Source organism: Ferranicluibacter rubi, from assembly GCF_011603255.1.
Lineage (GTDB): Bacteria > Pseudomonadota > Alphaproteobacteria > Rhizobiales > Rhizobiaceae > Ferranicluibacter > Ferranicluibacter rubi.
This window is the reverse complement of record NZ_JAANCM010000001.1, coordinates 774540-789711: the sequence shown is the minus strand read 5'-3', so window position 1 is coordinate 789711 and position 15172 is coordinate 774540. Positions and strand designations below refer to the sequence as shown.

The window sequence follows — 15172 nt, the reverse complement described above, 5'->3', positions numbered from 1 at the left end:
AACCTCGCCGGAGCGCATCATGAACGATATCAGGACGGACCTTTCCGTCGCCAGCCTCGCCGTCCTTCTCCAGAATGGTGCTCTCGACCCGGTCGATTTAGTGGAAACGGTGCTTGCCAAAATCAAGGCCGCCGACCCGGCGATCTTCACGGAGGTTCTGGAAAAGCGTGCCTTGCAGGAAGCGGCGGCTGCCGGTGCGCGCCTGAAGACCGGCCGGTCGCTCGGCCTTCTCGATGGCATTCCCGTTGCCTGGAAGGACCTATTCAACAGCCGAGGTGCGGTGACGCGGGCAGGCTCGGTCGTTCTCGATGAGGGCCCGGCGGAAAAAGACGCGACCGTCGTCGCAGCGCTCGCAGCCGCCGGCATGGTGGCGGTCGGCCGGACGAATATGAGTGAGTTCGCGTTTTCCGGCCTCGGTATCAATCCGCATTATGGCACGCCGGCCAATGCAGCCTCCACCGACGTGCAGCGCATTCCCGGCGGCTCCTCGTCCGGCTCGGCCGTTGCCGTGGCGGCGGGCCTCGTGCCGGTCGCGATCGGCACCGACACGGGCGGTTCCATTCGCATCCCCGCTGCCGTAAACGGCATCGTCGGCTACAAGGCGACGCGTGGTCGTTATGCCATGGATGGCGTCTTTCCCCTGGCCACGAGCCTCGATTCGCTCGGCCCCCTCTGCCGGACGGTGCAGGATGCCGTCTGGGTGGATGCCGCGATGCGGGGCGTCGGCATCCCCGAGGCTGGTCGCGGAGAGATCGACGGGCTGACGCTCGTCGTGCCGCAGACCGTGATGTTCGATGGGGCAGAACCTGCCGTCGTTGCGGCCTTCGAGGCGGCGCTCGCGCGCCTTGCCAATGCCGGTGCCCGTATCGAGCGCCGCGCGGTGCCGCTCTTTGCCGAGGTCTTCGACCTGTTCGCCCGCCATGGCGCGCTCGTGACCGCTGAGGCCTTCGCGCTCCATCGCGAGCGACTTGCGGGTCCCGATGCAGAAAGAATGGACCCGCGCGTCGTGGTCCGCACGCGGATGGGCGAGAAGATCGCCATGGCCGACTATATCGCGCTGGCCGCCGCCCGCAGCAGGATGATCGCCGCCTTTTCCGCCATGCTCGGCCCGCGCGAACTGCTGGCCCATCCGACGCTCCCCCATGTCGCGCCACCGATCGCACCGCTTCTGACCGATGACGCGTTGTTCGTGGACACCAACTTCCGCACGCTGCGCAACACGCTGGTCGGCAATTTCCTCGACGGCTGCGGCATCTCCATTCCCTGCGGAACGGGCGACGCCGGCATGCCGGTCGGTTTCCTTCTCTCGGCGCCGCAGGGCGAAGATCGCCGGCTGCTATCGGCCGCGCTGGCTGCCGAACATATCATCCGGGGTGAGGCATGATCGTCTGTTTCGATATCGGCGGCTCCGCCATCAAGGGTGCCGTCGCCACCTCGCCTGAGGATATTCGCCCGCTGACACGCCGGCCGACGCCGCTCAATGACTTCGATGCCTTCGTCGCGACGCTGGAGGCCGCCTTCGAGGAGGCCGGCATCCGGCCCGAGCGGATCGCCCTGTCGATTGCCGGCGTGGTCGATCCCGACACGCAAGCCATTACCGTCGCCAACATTCCTTGCCTGCACCAACGCCCGCTCGCCCGCGATCTCGGTGACCGCCTGCAGATGCCGGTGCTCATCGCCAATGATGCGGACTGCTTCGCGCTCGCCGAAGCGGGTCTCGGTGCCGGACGCGGACACCGCATCGTTTTCGGCGTCATCCTCGGCACGGGTGTGGGTGGTGGGCTGGTTGCCAACGGGCGACTGATCAACGGCGACGGCGGCTTTGCCGGCGAGTGGGGGCATGGTCCCGCCGTCGCCGCCACGGCCGGAAATCCGCCCGTCGCCATTCCCGCCTTTCCTTGCGGCTGCGGCCAGAGCGGCTGCGTCGATACGATCGGTGCCGCGCGGGGCATGGAGCGCCTTCACCAGCTGCTGCATACGGAGACGCTGACGAGCCAAGAGATTACCGCGCGCTGGCAGGCAGGCGATGCCGGTGCCGCCCGCACCATCGAGGTTCTGGTCGATCTCGTATCATCGCCTCTGGCGCTCGCGATCAACATCACCGGCGCCACTATCGTGCCCGTCGGTGGCGGCCTGTCGGGCGTCACGCCGCTGATTGCGGCCATCGATCAGGCGGTCCGCGCCCGCATTCTGCGCAAATTCGATCGGCCGCTGATCGTGCCCGGGGAATGCCGCATCGAGCCCGGCCTGATCGGTGCCGCCCTTCTCGCTCTCACGGGAGATGACCAATGAGCCCTGTCCTGCTTGAAGTCTGCGTCGATGATGCAGCCGGCCTTCTGGCCGCGGTCGAGGGAGGCGCCGATCGGATCGAGCTTTGCTCCGCTCTGTCGCTCGGCGGCCTGACGCCGACCGCGGGTCTCATGCAGCTTGCCGGCCGCATGTCCGTGCCGGTCTATGCGATGATCCGACCGCGCGCCGGCGATTTCGTCTTCGAGGAGACCGAGATCGCCATGATGGAGACGGAAATCGACGCGGCGCGTCAGGCGGGTCTCGCCGGCGTCGTGCTCGGCGCAAGCCTCGCCGATCGCAGTCTCGATGCGGCGTGTCTTGCCCGTCTCGTGCATCGCGCAAGTGACATGGGCCGGACGCTCCACCGCGCCTTCGACCTCGTGCCGGATCAGGCGGCAGCGCTCGAAACCGCCATTGATCTCGGCTTCGAGCGGATCCTGACTTCGGGCGGCGAGAGGAAGGCCGCTCAAGGTATCGCTGCCATCACGGATCTCGTGCGCAGGGCTGGCAGCCGCCTCACGATCATGCCGGGTTCCGGCGTGACACTCGAAACCGTGAGGCCGCTGCTCGCCATCGGCGTCTCGGAGGTTCACGCGTCCTGCTCGGCCTCGGTTCCCACCGCCGATAACCGTCTCGTCGAGCTGGGTTTTGCGCCGGAGACGGCACGACGCACCGACGCCGGTATCGTCAGGGCGCTGAAGGCAGCGCTCTGATCGAGATCGGCGGTCGCGCCTGCTTTTAGGCCGAAAACACGGCATGGCCGCCGATATAGGTCGCGACCATGTCGAGATCTTCCGTCAGGAGAACGAAATCCGCATCCAGCCCCGGCAGCAGCCGGCCCTTGGTGGCCGACAGGCCGATGGCGTCGGCCGGATAGGCCGATGCCATCCGGATCGCCTCGCCGAGCGGCAGATCGAGCGTCTGGTGGACGAAGCGCACGGACGACAGCATGTCGATATCGGCGCCGGCCAGCGTTCCGTCGGCGAGCGTCAGCCGGCCGTCGCGGCGGAAGATCTCGCGCCCGTTGAGGAGAAACCCCGTCTGGTCCGAGCCGATGGTCGACATGGCGTCGGTGACGAGAAAGATCCGGCCGGGTCCGACTTTTGCGCGCAGCGCAATGCTCATGGACACCGGATCCACGTGAAACCCGTCGGCGATGATGCCGGCGTGCAGCGTGCCGAGATCGAGGGCCGCGCCGACGCAGCCGGGCTCGCGATGCCCGAGCGGGCTCATGGCGTTGAAAAGATGGGTGACGGTGCGGGCGCCGGCCAGCGCATAGGTCGCCACCGTCTCGTAGTCGGCCGCGGTATGGCCGAGGCTGACGGTAATGCCGGCCTTGCTCATCGCCGCCACCTGCTCCAGCGTCGCATTCTCCGGCGCGACCGTGACCATGACCGCATCGAACAGCGAGGCGCAGGCGAGGATCACGTCGAGATCGTCGGCCTCCATCGGCCGGATCAGATCGGGATCATGGACGCCCTTGCGCGCCACCGACAGATGCGGGCCTTCCAGATGCAGGCCGATGAAGCCGGGAATGCCCTCTGCCCGCGCTTCCCGCGCCGCGGTGATCGCGAGGGTGCGGACATCCGGCGTGTCGGTGATGAGCGTCGGCAGGAGGGCGGTCGTGCCGAAGCGCGCATGTGCCGCGCAGATCGTGCGGATCGCCTCCGCGCTCGGCGCATCGTTCAGCAGCGCGCCGCCGCCGCCATTGACCTGCAGGTCGATGAAACCGGGCACGAGCAGGTGTCCGTCGGCAGACACCGTCTCGATCCCCTCAGGCAGAGCCTCCAGCGCGACGATGCCGGTGACGACGCCGCTGCCGACCAGAAGTGCCTGTCCGGCGTGCCAGTCCTGCCCGTCGAAGATCCGGGCACCGATGACGGCGAAAGCCGTGTCGTCGCGCTGTGCGTTCATCGCGTTTCCGTCACTTTCTTCAGCGCTGCCGGCTGATCCGGGTTGAAGCCCTTGGCGCGCGACCATGCCTCCACGAAGCCGTAGAAGGGCAGGATCAGGCAGAGCGCGTCGGTCAGCGGATGGCCGGTCGCGACAAAGGGCAGCGGTGCTGCGCGTCCATGGGCGTCTGCCGTCAGGAATGCACGGGCGCCCTTGCCTGCGAGGTCGTCGAGAATGCCGGTGACGGACGCTTCGGCCGCATCGCGCGCGGCAAGGCCGAGAACGGGAAAACGCTTTTCGACCAGCGCCACCGGCCCATGCAGCACCTCGGCTGCGGAATAGGCCTCGGCGTGCAGGCCGGATGTCTCCTTGAACTTCAGCGCCGCTTCGCTGGCAATGGCGAGCGCCGGGCCGCGACCGAGCACGTAGAGCGAGTCGGATGTTCCGATGCCGTCGAACAGCGCGCTCCAGTCGAGCGTCACAGCGCGGGCGAGATGCATGGGCAGGTCGCGCACCGCGCGCTCGAGCGCCGCGTCCTGCGTCCAGGCCGCGAGCACGGCGAGGCCGGCGATGATCGAGTTCACGTAGGATTTCGTCGCGGCAACGGCGATTTCCGGGCCAGCCATGATGTGCACCGGATGCGTGCTTGCCTCGGCGATCGGCGATGGCAGCGTGTTGGTCAGCGCGATGGTGACGGCGCCGGCCTTGGTCGCGGCCTCCGCCATGGCAACGATATCCGGGCTCTTGCCGGACTGCGAGATGGCGATGGAGCCAGCCCCCGCCAGCGCCATCTTCGCGCCGTAGATCGAGGCGAGCGACGGACCGAGCGAGGCGACAGGGCGACCGGTGGTCAGCTCGATTGCATATTTGAGGAACAAAGCCGCGTGGTCGGAGGAGCCACGGGCGATGGTCACGAGAAAGGCGGGGTCGTGTGCCGCAAGCGCGGCCCCTGCGGCATCGAGCGCTGTGCGAGAACCTTCGAGAAGCCGGGCGGCAGCTTCCGGGATCTCGTTGATCTCGCGGCGCATATGAGTCTGTTCGGTCGTCATGTCGTGCGTGTCCTTCAAGGCCGTCTCTTGCGTGTCGGGCCGTCTTCAGGTGTCGGAAAGGCTGAGTTCAGCCACGAAATCATAGGCATCGCCGCGATAGAGCGAGCGGGTGAACTCCACCACGCGACCGGATGCGAGATAGGAGATGCGCTCGATCGACAGGCTCGCCGCTCCACTGCGGACGCCCAGCATGGTGGCGTCCGTATCCTTCAGTTCGCAGGCCGAGATCCGCTGCACCGCGCGCACAGGGCGCGCGCGCGTCTTGTCGAGTTCTGCGTAAAGCGACGTCGTGACCCGCATCGGATCCGGCAGGAATTCGGCCGAGATGCTGGCCCGCTCGATGGCCAGCGGCATGTCGTCGGCGATCCGCAGGCGACCGAGGCGGGCAACGAGCGCGTCGGCCGGCAGGCCGAGCGTCATCATCTCGTCCGGCGAGGCGGCAAAGAGGCCCCGCTCGATCCACTGGGCCCGCGTGGTCAGCCCGCGGCGCGCCATGTCCTCGGTAAAGGAGGTGAGGCGGGAGAGGGATTGCTGCACGCGCGCCAGGGGCTTCACGACGAAGGTGCCCGAGCCGTGACGGCGCACGAGGAGCCCGTCGCGCACGAGATCGTCCACCGCCTTGCGCACGGTCACCCGGCTGATATTGGCATATTCGGCAAGGTCGCGCTCCGGCGGCAGCGCATCGCCATGGTTGAGCCGGCCCGACTGGATCGCCTCTTCCAGCGACTGGCGCAGCTTGAGGTACAAGGGCCCGGCCCCCGCACCCTGCAGGCCTTCGAGCGGCAGCAGATGCGCCAGATGATCGCTCATTGCGCTGCCTCCATTTGTGCCGGAGACGGATCGGATGCGAAGCGCTGGACCGCGAGCGCAACGGCTCCGGTGAGCGCATCGGCCGTCGGGTCGAGAATCTCGATGCCCGGCCGCTCAGTGAGCCACGGCCTGTAGAGTGGCGCGAGGCCGCCGACGAGGCAGAGGGTCCGCACATCGCGGGCGACGATGGCGTCGAGCGTCTGGTCGATGTGTCGTGCGGCCGTGCGGACGAGGTCGACCGCGACCGGATCGCCGACGGCTGCGGCCGAAAAGACGCTCGGTGCGTAGCGGCCATAATCGGCGGGATGCGCGGTATGGGCAAAGGCGATGATGGCCGCGGGCGCGTGGCCGAACTCTGCAAGCACCGTCTCTGTCAGCGGAGAGGCAGGCCGAATGCCGTCATGGGCAAGCAGCGCCTCCTGAAGAAGGCCTTGCCCAAGCCTCGCACCGCTGCCAAGATCACCCACCTTGAAGCCGTGACCACCGAGCATGGAGACCGTGCCCTGTTGCCGAATGCTGTAGACGGTGCCCGTCCCGAGGCTTGCCACCGCGCCATCGCGGTCGCCCAGCGCGCCCTGAAGCGCGATCAGCACGTCGGATACGATCTCGGCCTTGGCAAAGGGCAGGCGTGCGGCAATGAAGGAGACGGCATCCGCCACATTGTTGCCGGCGAGACCGAGAACGGCGGTGGCCGAGGAGAGCCCGGACACGGGAAGTCCCGCCTCTTGAAAGGCAGCCTCCGTCGCCAGCCGGATATGGACGAGCGCGGTTTCCGGATCGGTCAGGATGTTGGCAGCGCCGCTGATGCCACGGCCGAGAATACGGCCTTCCGCACCGGCCACCGCCGCCCGGCACCGCGTACCCCCACCATCGATTCCGACACGAAAATGATCCATGGATAACCTCCGGTGTGATAATACCAAAAAAGGACCATTTACCAAGGTGAAAATCAACAAAATTTAGAAAATTGATTTTACGATGAAATTACAGGACCGTAAGTCCAGGCCATCCCCGTATTTGTAACGGATCTCTCGGCGCCGTCTTGATTTTCTCCGTTCTATTGGTATTCATTTGGACTTGTTTTCAAGGAGGTTCGCGTGGCGGACATGACGGAAGAGCGCCATGCAGAGGCACAGGACATCGACGTCAGGGATGCGGTCTCGGTCTTGAAGCTTCTGGCGGAAAGCCAACAGGCGGCGGCGCGGGCGGTCGATGGCGCGCTGGAGCCACTCGCGGCTGCGGCCGGTCTCGCCACGCAGGCGCTGCAAAGCGGTGGCCGGCTGATCTATGCCGGCGCCGGCAGTTCGGGGCTGATGGCGATGGTCGATGCGCTCGAACTGCCCGGCACCTATGGTTTGGCGCCCCATGCGGTCGTCTTTCTTCTCGCCGGCGGCGCGGCGAGCCTTGCCGACCTCGCGGGCGGCTACGAGGACGATCACGATCTCGGTGTCCGCGATGTCGAGCAGGCAGGCGTCGGAGCCGGGGATTGTCTGGTCATCGTCTCCGCCAGCGGTTCCACGCCGTATGCGCTCGGCTGTGCGGCTGCAGCGCGGGCCACAGGCGCCAGCGTGGTGGCGATCGCCAACAATGCCGGCGCGCGGCTGTTTGAGGCGGCGGATGTCGCCGTTCTCCTGGAAACCCCGCCCGAGGTGATCTCCGGATCGACCCGCATGGGCGCGGGAACGGCGCAGAAGATCGCGCTCAACATGCTCTCCACCATGGTCGGCATCGGGCTCGGCCATGTCCATGACGGGCACATGGTCAATCTGCGGCCCGACAACAGGAAGCTGCGCCAGCGCGCCGCCGGCATGGTTGCCGATATCGCCGGAATCGACAGGGCCACGGCGGAGCGGCATCTCGAAGCGGCTGACGGCTCGGTCAAGATCGCCGTTCTCCTGGCATCGGGCGTCCGCCGCGATGTCGCGCAGCAGCGGCTGGATGCGGCAGGACAGAGCCTGCGGCGTGCCCTTGCCCTTGGCGACGGACGGGGCTAGCGTCCGAGCGTCCCGGAGTATCTTCGGGGCCTTTCTCGATCCGTCTTTTTTGAAGGTTTTCAACCGTGACCCTCGCCAGTCTCCTTGCCTATGCCGCCGCCCTTTTCGTCGCTGCCGCCATTCCCGGTCCGGGAATGACCGCCATCGTCGCGCGCGCCCTCGGCTCCGGTTTTCGCGATACGTTCCTGATGGGTCTCGGCCTCGTGCTGGGAGATCTCGTCTACCTCACGGGCGTCGTCCTTGGGCTCGCCTATGTCGCCCAAACCTTCACCACGGCCTTTCTCGTCATCAAGATCCTCGGCGCGCTCTATCTCGGCTTCATCGCCTGGAAGCTTTGGACATCGGGCCTGATGGCGCAGGACGTCGAGGAGAACAAGGTTCGCACCTCGCCCGGTCTTGCGTTTCTCTCAGGGCTTCTGGTCACGCTTGGCAATCCGAAGACGATGCTGTTCTACGTCGCGCTCGTGCCCACGCTGATCGATCTCGGTGCCATCGGCCCGCGCGATTACGTGTTTCTGGTGCTGACCACATTCACAGTCCTGCTCTCGGTGCTCATCCCCTACATCATGCTCGCATCGCGGGCGCGCCAGTTCCTGCGCCGGCCGAAGGCACTGAGAGTCCTCAACCGTGCGGCGGCGAGCATGCTGGGCGCAACGGCTGCCTATATCGCGCTCCGCACCGCATGATCCTTCTCCGAAAGGCGCGTTTCGCGCAGATCTTTGCTCTCGGAAACAGGAACGGCTGAAAGGCGGTTCTCGTGGAGATCGCCGCTGCATTGTAAAGTCCGCCGGCCTTCTGCAACAGCGAAGGACCGAGAAAACAGGATTTGCGGAGATACGCATGGCAGGTGAGCATAGGCCCGGGCGCGGGCGCATCTACGGTTCGATCACCGAGACCATCGGCGACACGCCCATCGTCCGCCTCGACAGGCTGGCGAAAGCTCACGGCATCGAGGTGCATCTCCTGGCCAAGCTCGAATTCTTCAACCCGATCAGCTCGGTGAAGGACCGCATCGGCGTCGCGATGGTCGAGGCGCTGGAGGCGGAGGGCCGGATCTCGCCCGAGCGCAGCACGCTGATCGAGCCGACATCCGGCAATACCGGTATTGCGCTCGCCTTCGTCGCCGCCGCCAAGGGTTATCGGCTGATCCTGACGATGCCGGAGACCATGTCCGTCGAGCGGCGCAAGATGCTGACGCTTCTGGGGGCGGAACTGGTGCTGACCGAGGGTGGCCAAGGCATGCGCGGGGCCATCGCCCGGGCGCGCGAGCTTCTGGAGACCATCCCCGGCGCCGTCATGCCGCAGCAGTTCGAGAACGCCGCCAACCCGGACATTCACCGCCGCACGACGGCCGAAGAGATCTGGAACGATACGGAAGGCGCCATCGACATTCTGGTTGCCGGCATCGGCACCGGTGGAACCATCACCGGTGCGGGGCAGGTGCTGAAGGAAAGAAAGCCGACACTGCGGATCGTGGCGGTCGAGCCGGAGGAGTCGCCGGTGCTCTCGGGCGGTGCGCCCGGCTCCCACAAGATCCAGGGCATCGGCGCGGGGTTCGCCCCCGCCATCCTCGATACCGGCATCTATGACGAGGTCATCACGGTCTCCTCAGGCAAGGCGGTCGAGCGCTCGCGGGAGGTCGCGCGGCTGGAGGGCGTGCCGGTCGGCATCTCCTCGGGTGCCGCCCTCGAAGCCGCCATTCAGGTCGGCCAGCGCGCCGAAAATGCCGGCAAGACCATCGTCGTCATCATCCCGTCCTTTGCCGAGCGATATCTCTCGACCGTGCTCTTCGAAGGCCTCGGCTAACAGCGGGCGGCGATCCGTTCTAGCCAGAGCCTCTGATAGGTCTCGATCTCGGCCGGCGTGCCGAGCGGCGTCACGACCGCGGGGTCTTCAGATGCCTTCGGAGCGGTACCGCCGGCCAGCAACGCGGCACCGAGGCTCGTTCCCGTCGAGCCCTCCAGCGCAAGCACGCTCCGGCCGGAAAAGGCGGACAGTGCCGAGAGATAAAGCCCGTTCTTCGCAAACGGTCCTTCGACCAATATGGGACCCCCGGCGTTCAGGAGCCGGAGGCTCTCCCGCGTCATCAACGCGAGATAGAGGCAGATCGCCGCATGACGCTCGGCGCCTGAAGCGCCGTCTGCCGAAACCCACGCGGCCGTCATGCCGGGGAAGGGCCCACAGCCGGGGACGACCGATGGCAGGAGCATCATGCCGCGCGCGATGACGGCCTGGATGAGCGCTGCATCGCTGGCCTTGGCCTGCACAGGCTCCATATCGGATGTCAGCATCTCATATTCCCGCCCGCCCATGAAGCGGGCAGAGGGAACCGCACGGCCATAGGCGTCGACATTGGCGAGGGTATCCCGCGCGGGATCGAGCCGTCCGAGATCACCGCCGACGCCGAAGGAAACGACCCAGGTGCCGGTGGAAACCACCGAAAACGGAGATTCGCGCCCGATCAGATGGGGCAGCAGCGATGCATTGCTGTCATGTATACCGCAATGGACCGGGATCTCTTGGTCCGCATCCAGCCCGATCTCTTTGGCGAGCGGCGCAAGCAGTGGCCCCAGCGCCTCGAACGCAGAGTGCACCGGCGCCATCAGCCCGGAAAGATCAAGCGCTTCGACCAGCGTGGAAAACCGCCCAAGCGCCGGATTCCAGAGATCCGTATGGCAGCCGAGCGACGTCACCTCCGTCGCAAAGCGCGCACTGAGCCGGCCCGACCAGTATTGCGCATAGGTAACGATGGTGCGCACCCGGGCGAATTCGTTGGGAAACGCCGTCTTCTGATAATGAAGCTGGGCCCCGAGATTGAGCCCCATCGACAGCCTCGGGGAAAAGGTCTCGGCGAAGTCCGGGCGGATGCGATCGTAGTCGGCCTGGATCTCCTGCGGATAGTCATGCTCATAGTCGAGCACCGGCAGCGCCAGCTCCCCCTGCTCATCGAGAAGGGCTGCCGCTGCCCCATGGGTGGTGACCGAGATCGCATCAAACCCCGGCGTTTCCGCCACGGCTTTGAGCGAGGCGATGAGGAAGGCCCAGAGCGCATCCGTGTCGTAATGCGGATAGGGACCATGGCTCACCACGCGGTTGGTCATCCTGTGGGAGACGAGTTCCCGGCCGCTGGCGGTATCGTAGACCACGAGCTTCGCATTGGTCTTGCCGACGTCGAAGACGGCGACTTTGCCAGCGCCTTGCGTCATGGCTGCGCCGGCAGATGGAACACGGGGATCAGATCGCGCGACACCGGTGCGTTGTCGGGATGGGTCTCCATGATATCGGCCATATGCGCCCACCAGCGTTTCATGACGGGATGCTCCGGTAGGGCTGCCATGCCGTGATCGCGCGGGCGCGACAGTACGCCGAACAGCGTCAGCGTCTCCGGATCGAGAAAGATCGAGTAGTCGTGGACGCCGGCCTTTACCAACAGCGCGCTCAGCTCCGGCCAGATCGCGTCGTGACGGCGGCGATACTCGTCTTCTTGCCCGGCATGCAGCTTCATGACGAAGGCGTGGCGTTCGAGCGTCCTGTCGGAGGTCATCAGGATCTCGCCTTGATGCGGCGCGCCAGGATCGGCAGCGCGATGGTGATGATGAGGAGCAGGCCGATGAAGATCGACATGACGATGCCGGGAACGTTCAGAAGTCCAAGCCCGAAGGTGACGAGGCCCATGACGAAGGCCGCGATGACGACGCCGCCGATCGTGCCGGAGCCGCCGAGAATGGAGACCCCGCCGAGCACCACCATGGTCACGACCTCCAGCTCCCAGCCTTGCGCGATCGAGGGCCGGGTGGAACCAAGACGCGAGGTGAGGCAGACGGCGGCGATGCCGCTCATCAGCCCCGTCAGCAGAAACAGGATGAATTTGATCCGCTCGACCGGAATGCCGGAAAAGCGTGCGGCAAACTCGTTATTGCCGATCACCTGAACCTGACGCCCGAAATTCGTCGCATGCAGCAGGAGTGCGAAAAGCCCGGCCAGCACGAGAAACAGCACGAATTCGAACGAGAACACCCAGACGACATAGCCCTGCCCGAAGAAGGCGAAGTCGGCGGGATAGCCGCCATAGGCCTTGTCGCCGAGCACGATATAGGAGAGGCCGCGAAACAGGCTCATCGTGCCGATGGTGACGACGATGGAGGGTAGCTTCATGCCCGAGACGAGCACGCCATTGACGGTGCCGCAGGCCAGACCGACGCAGAGGCCGATGCCCACCAGCCCGGCCGCACCCACGCCCGCCTGGGCTGCCGCACCCATGGCGGTGGAGGCCAGCGCGATGATGGCAGCAACCGACAGGTCGATCTCGCCGGCGATCACCAGCAGCGCCATGGCAAAGGCGATCATCGCCTTTTCGGTGAAGTTGAAGGTGGCGTCGGAGAGGTTCCAGGCATCGAGGAAATAGGGCGAGGCCAGCGAATTGAACACGAAGATGGCCACCGCGACACCGAGCAGCAGCACCTCCCAGCTGGCGAGCAGCCGGCGAAGCGGCGTGCCGAGCCGGTCGGGAATGGCGCGGCGCGTGGGCTGCGACGGTTCGGGCTTAGGAGATGTCGAGAGGATCGCGCTCATGCCAGGGCCTCCTTGCCGATCTTGTCCGTCTTATCAGCGCCGCCGTCTTCGGCCGCCCGGTTGCGCAGGATGATCCGCCCGCGATTGCGCTCGCGCCGCGCATTGAACACGACGGCGAGAATGATCACCGAGCCGGAGATCGCCATCTGCGTGAAGGGCGAGATGCCGATGACGGGCAGCGCGTTCTTGATGACGCCGAGGAACAGCGCGCCGAGCACGGTGCCGATGACGGTGCCGACACCGCCGGCAATCGAGATGCCGCCGATGACGCAGGCCGCGACGCTGTCGAGTTCGAAGCCGATGGCGATATCGACATAGGCCACCGCATAGCGCGACACCCAGAGATAGCCGCTGAGACCGGCAAGCGCGCCGGAGAGCGTGAAGGCGAGAAAGCGCGTATAGCCGACATCGATGCCGGCATAGACGGCGGCAACGGGATTGCCGCCCGCCGCATAGGCCGAGCGGCCAAAAGGCGTATAGCGTGCCATGAGAGCGACGAGCACGACGACGAGCACCGCGACCCAGGAGAGAACCGGGAGCCCGGCGATGCCAAGCCGGGGCACGTTAAGGAACTCCGGCGTCATCTGGTGCGCGTTGACCCAGGCGCCGCCCGAGAGAACGAAGGCCATGCCGCGATAGATGGTGAGCGTGCCCAGCGTCACCACGATCGGCGGCATTTCGAGCCGCCAGACGAGAAACCCGTTGATGGCGCCCAGCGCTGCCCCGATGCCGATGGCAAGCAGGATGAGGAGGACGAGCGGCAGGCCCGGAACGGCCGCGTTCAGCATCGCCACCGCCATGCCGCTGAAGGCGAGGTTGGCGGCGACCGAGAGATCGATCGACTTCGTCAGGATGACCGTCATCTGCGCCAGCGCCAGGATGATCAGAATCGCCGTATCGTTGAAGATGACGGCGAGGTTGCGCGGGTTCCCGAAGCCGGTCGCGCGTGTCGAGAACGCGACGACCATCAGGGCGATGATGAGGAAGAGCAGGGTTTCGCGCTTTTTCAGAAAGGTCATGGGCTACTCCTCACGCGTTGCCGGTGGCGGCGCGCACCAGCATTTCCGGCGTCAGCCCGGCGCGCGGGTGGATGCCCGCCGACAGGCCTTCCTTCATCACCATCACCCGGTCCGACATGCCGAGAATCTCCGGCAGTTCCGACGAGATCATCACGATCGACAGGCCCTCGGCGGCAAGCTCGCTGATGAAGGCGTGGACGGCGGCCTTGGAGCCGATGTCGATCCCCTTGGTCGGCTCGTCGAGAAGGATCACCTTCGGCTGCGTCGCGAGCCATTTGCCGATGACCACCTTCTGCTGGTTGCCGCCCGACAGCGTGCCGACGGGCACGGAAAGGGCGGCGGCGCGCAGGTCCAGCCGCTCGGCATATTTGCGGGCCAGCGCGAACTCGTCGGCAAGCCGCAGGAAACCCGCGCGCGACGTCCGCCGGAGCGATGGCAGCGTCATGTTCTGGAAGATCGGCATCGGCAGGGCCAGCCCATGGCGGCCGCGCTCCTCCGGCACATAGACGATACCGGCGCGGATCGCATCGCGCGGCGAGCGGATCGTCACCGGCCGGCCCTCGACCTGCACGGTGCCGCTGGCTGGCACCGTGATGCCGAACAGCGACTGGCAAAGCTCGGAGCGCCCGGCGCCGATCAGGCCGTAGATGCCGAGGATTTCGCCGCGCCGCAGCGTAAACGAGATATCGTGGAATTCGGTCGGGTGGCTGTAGCCGGAAACCTCGAGCACCGGCGCACCCGGCGTCACCGCGATCTTCGGGAAGGCGTCGGCCACCGTGCGCCCGACCATCAGGCGGACGATATCGTCCTGCGGGGTGGCCGCCAGCGCGCCGTGCCCGACGGCCTTGCCGTCGCGGAAGACCACGTAGTTCTCGGCGATCTCGTAGACCTCGTCGAACTTGTGGCTGATGAAGAGGATGGCTTTGCCCTGGCGCTTGAGGTCGCGCACGATGCGGAAGAGATCGTCGATCTCTTTCCGGGAGAGCGCCGCCGTCGGCTCGTCCATGATGACGATGCGTGCCTCGATGGAAAGCGCTCGCGAGATGGCGACCAGATGGCGCTGCGCGATCGACAGGTCCTTCAGGCGGATGGTCGGATCGATCGTGCTTTCGAGCGAGCGCAAGAGGTCGCCGGCGCGCCGGTTCATGGTCGCCCAGTCGATGGTGCGAAAGCGCGTACGCGGTGCATGACCGAGAAAGATGTTTTCGGCGACCGTCAGCTCGTCGAACAGCACGGTTTCCTGGTGGATGGCGGTCACGCCGGCATCGATGGCCGCCTGTGCATCGGCAAAGACGATCGGCGAGCCGTCGATCCGGATCTCGCCCTCGCTCGGGCGATAGATGCCGGTGAGGATCTTCACGAGCGTCGATTTGCCGGCACCGTTCTCGCCGATCAGCGCGGTCACCGTCCCTGGATAGAGCGCGATATCGACGCCGTCGAGCGCCTTGACGCCCGGAAAGATCTGCGAAATGCCGCGCATTTCCAGAATGGCGGGCGCGGGCGTACGATCCTCGGCGACGGGGTGTTGAAGGGCCATCATGTCCAT

The 15172-nt window shown here is 66.1% G+C and carries 15 protein-coding genes; 6 read left to right on the top strand and 9 right to left on the bottom strand.

Features of this window, described 5'->3' with window-relative positions; genetic code table 11:
* Positions 1–28 precede the first annotated feature (28 nt).
* From G8E10_RS03760 to G8E10_RS03750, 3 genes are read left to right on the top strand one after another with little or no spacing between them, the layout of a single operon-like run.
* Complete coding sequence (locus tag G8E10_RS03760) at positions 29–1384, top strand: amidase (protein WP_425530814.1); 1356 nt, start codon at positions 29–31, stop codon at positions 1382–1384.
* Positions 1381–2292 carry an ROK family protein gene (locus G8E10_RS03755; RefSeq protein WP_167126990.1) on the top strand — a complete coding sequence of 304 codons (912 nt, stop codon included), beginning with the start codon at positions 1381–1383 and terminating at the stop codon, positions 2290–2292. The genes G8E10_RS03760 and G8E10_RS03755 overlap by 4 nt, the downstream gene beginning before the upstream one ends.
* On the top strand, positions 2289–3002 hold the full coding sequence (locus G8E10_RS03750) for a copper homeostasis protein CutC (protein ID WP_167126987.1): 714 nt from the start codon (positions 2289–2291) through the stop codon (positions 3000–3002). The genes G8E10_RS03755 and G8E10_RS03750 overlap by 4 nt, the downstream gene beginning before the upstream one ends.
* Before the next feature lie 25 nt (positions 3003–3027).
* Here the strand turns inward: G8E10_RS03750 and nagA are convergent, their stop codons facing one another.
* The 4 genes from nagA to G8E10_RS03730 are packed head-to-tail and all read right to left on the bottom strand — an operon-like array spanning position 3028 to position 6937.
* Positions 3028–4203 (bottom strand): N-acetylglucosamine-6-phosphate deacetylase, encoded by a 1176-nt coding sequence (nagA, locus tag G8E10_RS03745; RefSeq protein ID WP_167126984.1) that lies wholly within the window; start codon positions 4201–4203, stop codon positions 3028–3030.
* Positions 4200–5231 (bottom strand): SIS domain-containing protein, encoded by a 1032-nt coding sequence (locus tag G8E10_RS03740; protein WP_110800649.1) that lies wholly within the window; start codon positions 5229–5231, stop codon positions 4200–4202. The genes nagA and G8E10_RS03740 overlap by 4 nt, the downstream gene beginning before the upstream one ends.
* Before the next feature lie 45 nt (positions 5232–5276).
* Positions 5277–6041: a GntR family transcriptional regulator gene (locus G8E10_RS03735; protein ID WP_110733262.1), complete on the bottom strand. Its 765-nt coding sequence runs from the start codon at positions 6039–6041 to the stop codon at positions 5277–5279.
* The gene (locus G8E10_RS03730; protein WP_167126981.1) at positions 6038–6937 is read right to left on the bottom strand and encodes a glucosamine kinase nucleotide-binding domain-containing protein; all 900 of its coding nucleotides are present in this window, start codon (positions 6935–6937) and stop codon (positions 6038–6040) included. Before G8E10_RS03730 ends, G8E10_RS03735 begins: the two co-directional genes overlap by 4 nt.
* 210 nt (positions 6938–7147) lie before the next feature.
* Here G8E10_RS03730 and G8E10_RS03725 point away from each other — a divergent pair, with 210 nt between their 5' ends.
* The 3 genes from G8E10_RS03725 to cysK all read left to right on the top strand — a co-directional run bounded on the left by G8E10_RS03725 (position 7148) and on the right by cysK (position 9841).
* Positions 7148–8035: an N-acetylmuramic acid 6-phosphate etherase gene (locus G8E10_RS03725; RefSeq protein WP_167127146.1), complete on the top strand. Its 888-nt coding sequence runs from the start codon at positions 7148–7150 to the stop codon at positions 8033–8035.
* Between the two features lie 65 nt (positions 8036–8100).
* Positions 8101–8721, top strand: coding sequence for a LysE family transporter (locus G8E10_RS03720; RefSeq protein WP_167126978.1), 621 nt, complete (start codon positions 8101–8103; stop codon positions 8719–8721).
* Positions 8722–8875: 154 nt separating this feature from the next.
* A complete protein-coding gene (gene cysK, locus G8E10_RS03715) occupies positions 8876–9841 on the top strand; it encodes a cysteine synthase A (protein WP_167126975.1) in 966 nt (321 codons plus the stop codon).
* Here the strand turns inward: cysK and G8E10_RS03710 are convergent.
* Genes G8E10_RS03710 through G8E10_RS03690 form a run of 5 tightly spaced genes read right to left on the bottom strand, consistent with a single transcriptional unit; the run spans position 9838 to position 15166 of the window.
* Positions 9838–11241, bottom strand: a complete 1404-nt coding sequence (locus tag G8E10_RS03710) for an FGGY-family carbohydrate kinase (protein WP_167126972.1) — start codon at positions 11239–11241, stop codon at positions 9838–9840. The two genes, cysK and G8E10_RS03710, sit on opposite strands and share 4 nt — an antisense overlap.
* Positions 11238–11579: an L-rhamnose mutarotase gene (gene rhaM, locus G8E10_RS03705; RefSeq protein ID WP_167126969.1), complete on the bottom strand. Its 342-nt coding sequence runs from the start codon at positions 11577–11579 to the stop codon at positions 11238–11240. Before rhaM ends, G8E10_RS03710 begins: the two co-directional genes overlap by 4 nt.
* Positions 11579–12607 carry an ABC transporter permease gene (locus G8E10_RS03700; RefSeq protein ID WP_167126966.1) on the bottom strand — a complete coding sequence of 343 codons (1029 nt, stop codon included), beginning with the start codon at positions 12605–12607 and terminating at the stop codon, positions 11579–11581. The genes rhaM and G8E10_RS03700 overlap by 1 nt, the downstream gene beginning before the upstream one ends.
* Complete coding sequence (locus G8E10_RS03695) at positions 12604–13626, bottom strand: ABC transporter permease (protein WP_167126962.1); 1023 nt, start codon at positions 13624–13626, stop codon at positions 12604–12606. The genes G8E10_RS03700 and G8E10_RS03695 overlap by 4 nt, the downstream gene beginning before the upstream one ends.
* Before the next feature lie 10 nt (positions 13627–13636).
* The gene (locus G8E10_RS03690; RefSeq protein WP_281517378.1) at positions 13637–15166 is read right to left on the bottom strand and encodes a sugar ABC transporter ATP-binding protein; all 1530 of its coding nucleotides are present in this window, start codon (positions 15164–15166) and stop codon (positions 13637–13639) included.
* Positions 15167–15172: the final 6 nt, after the last annotated feature.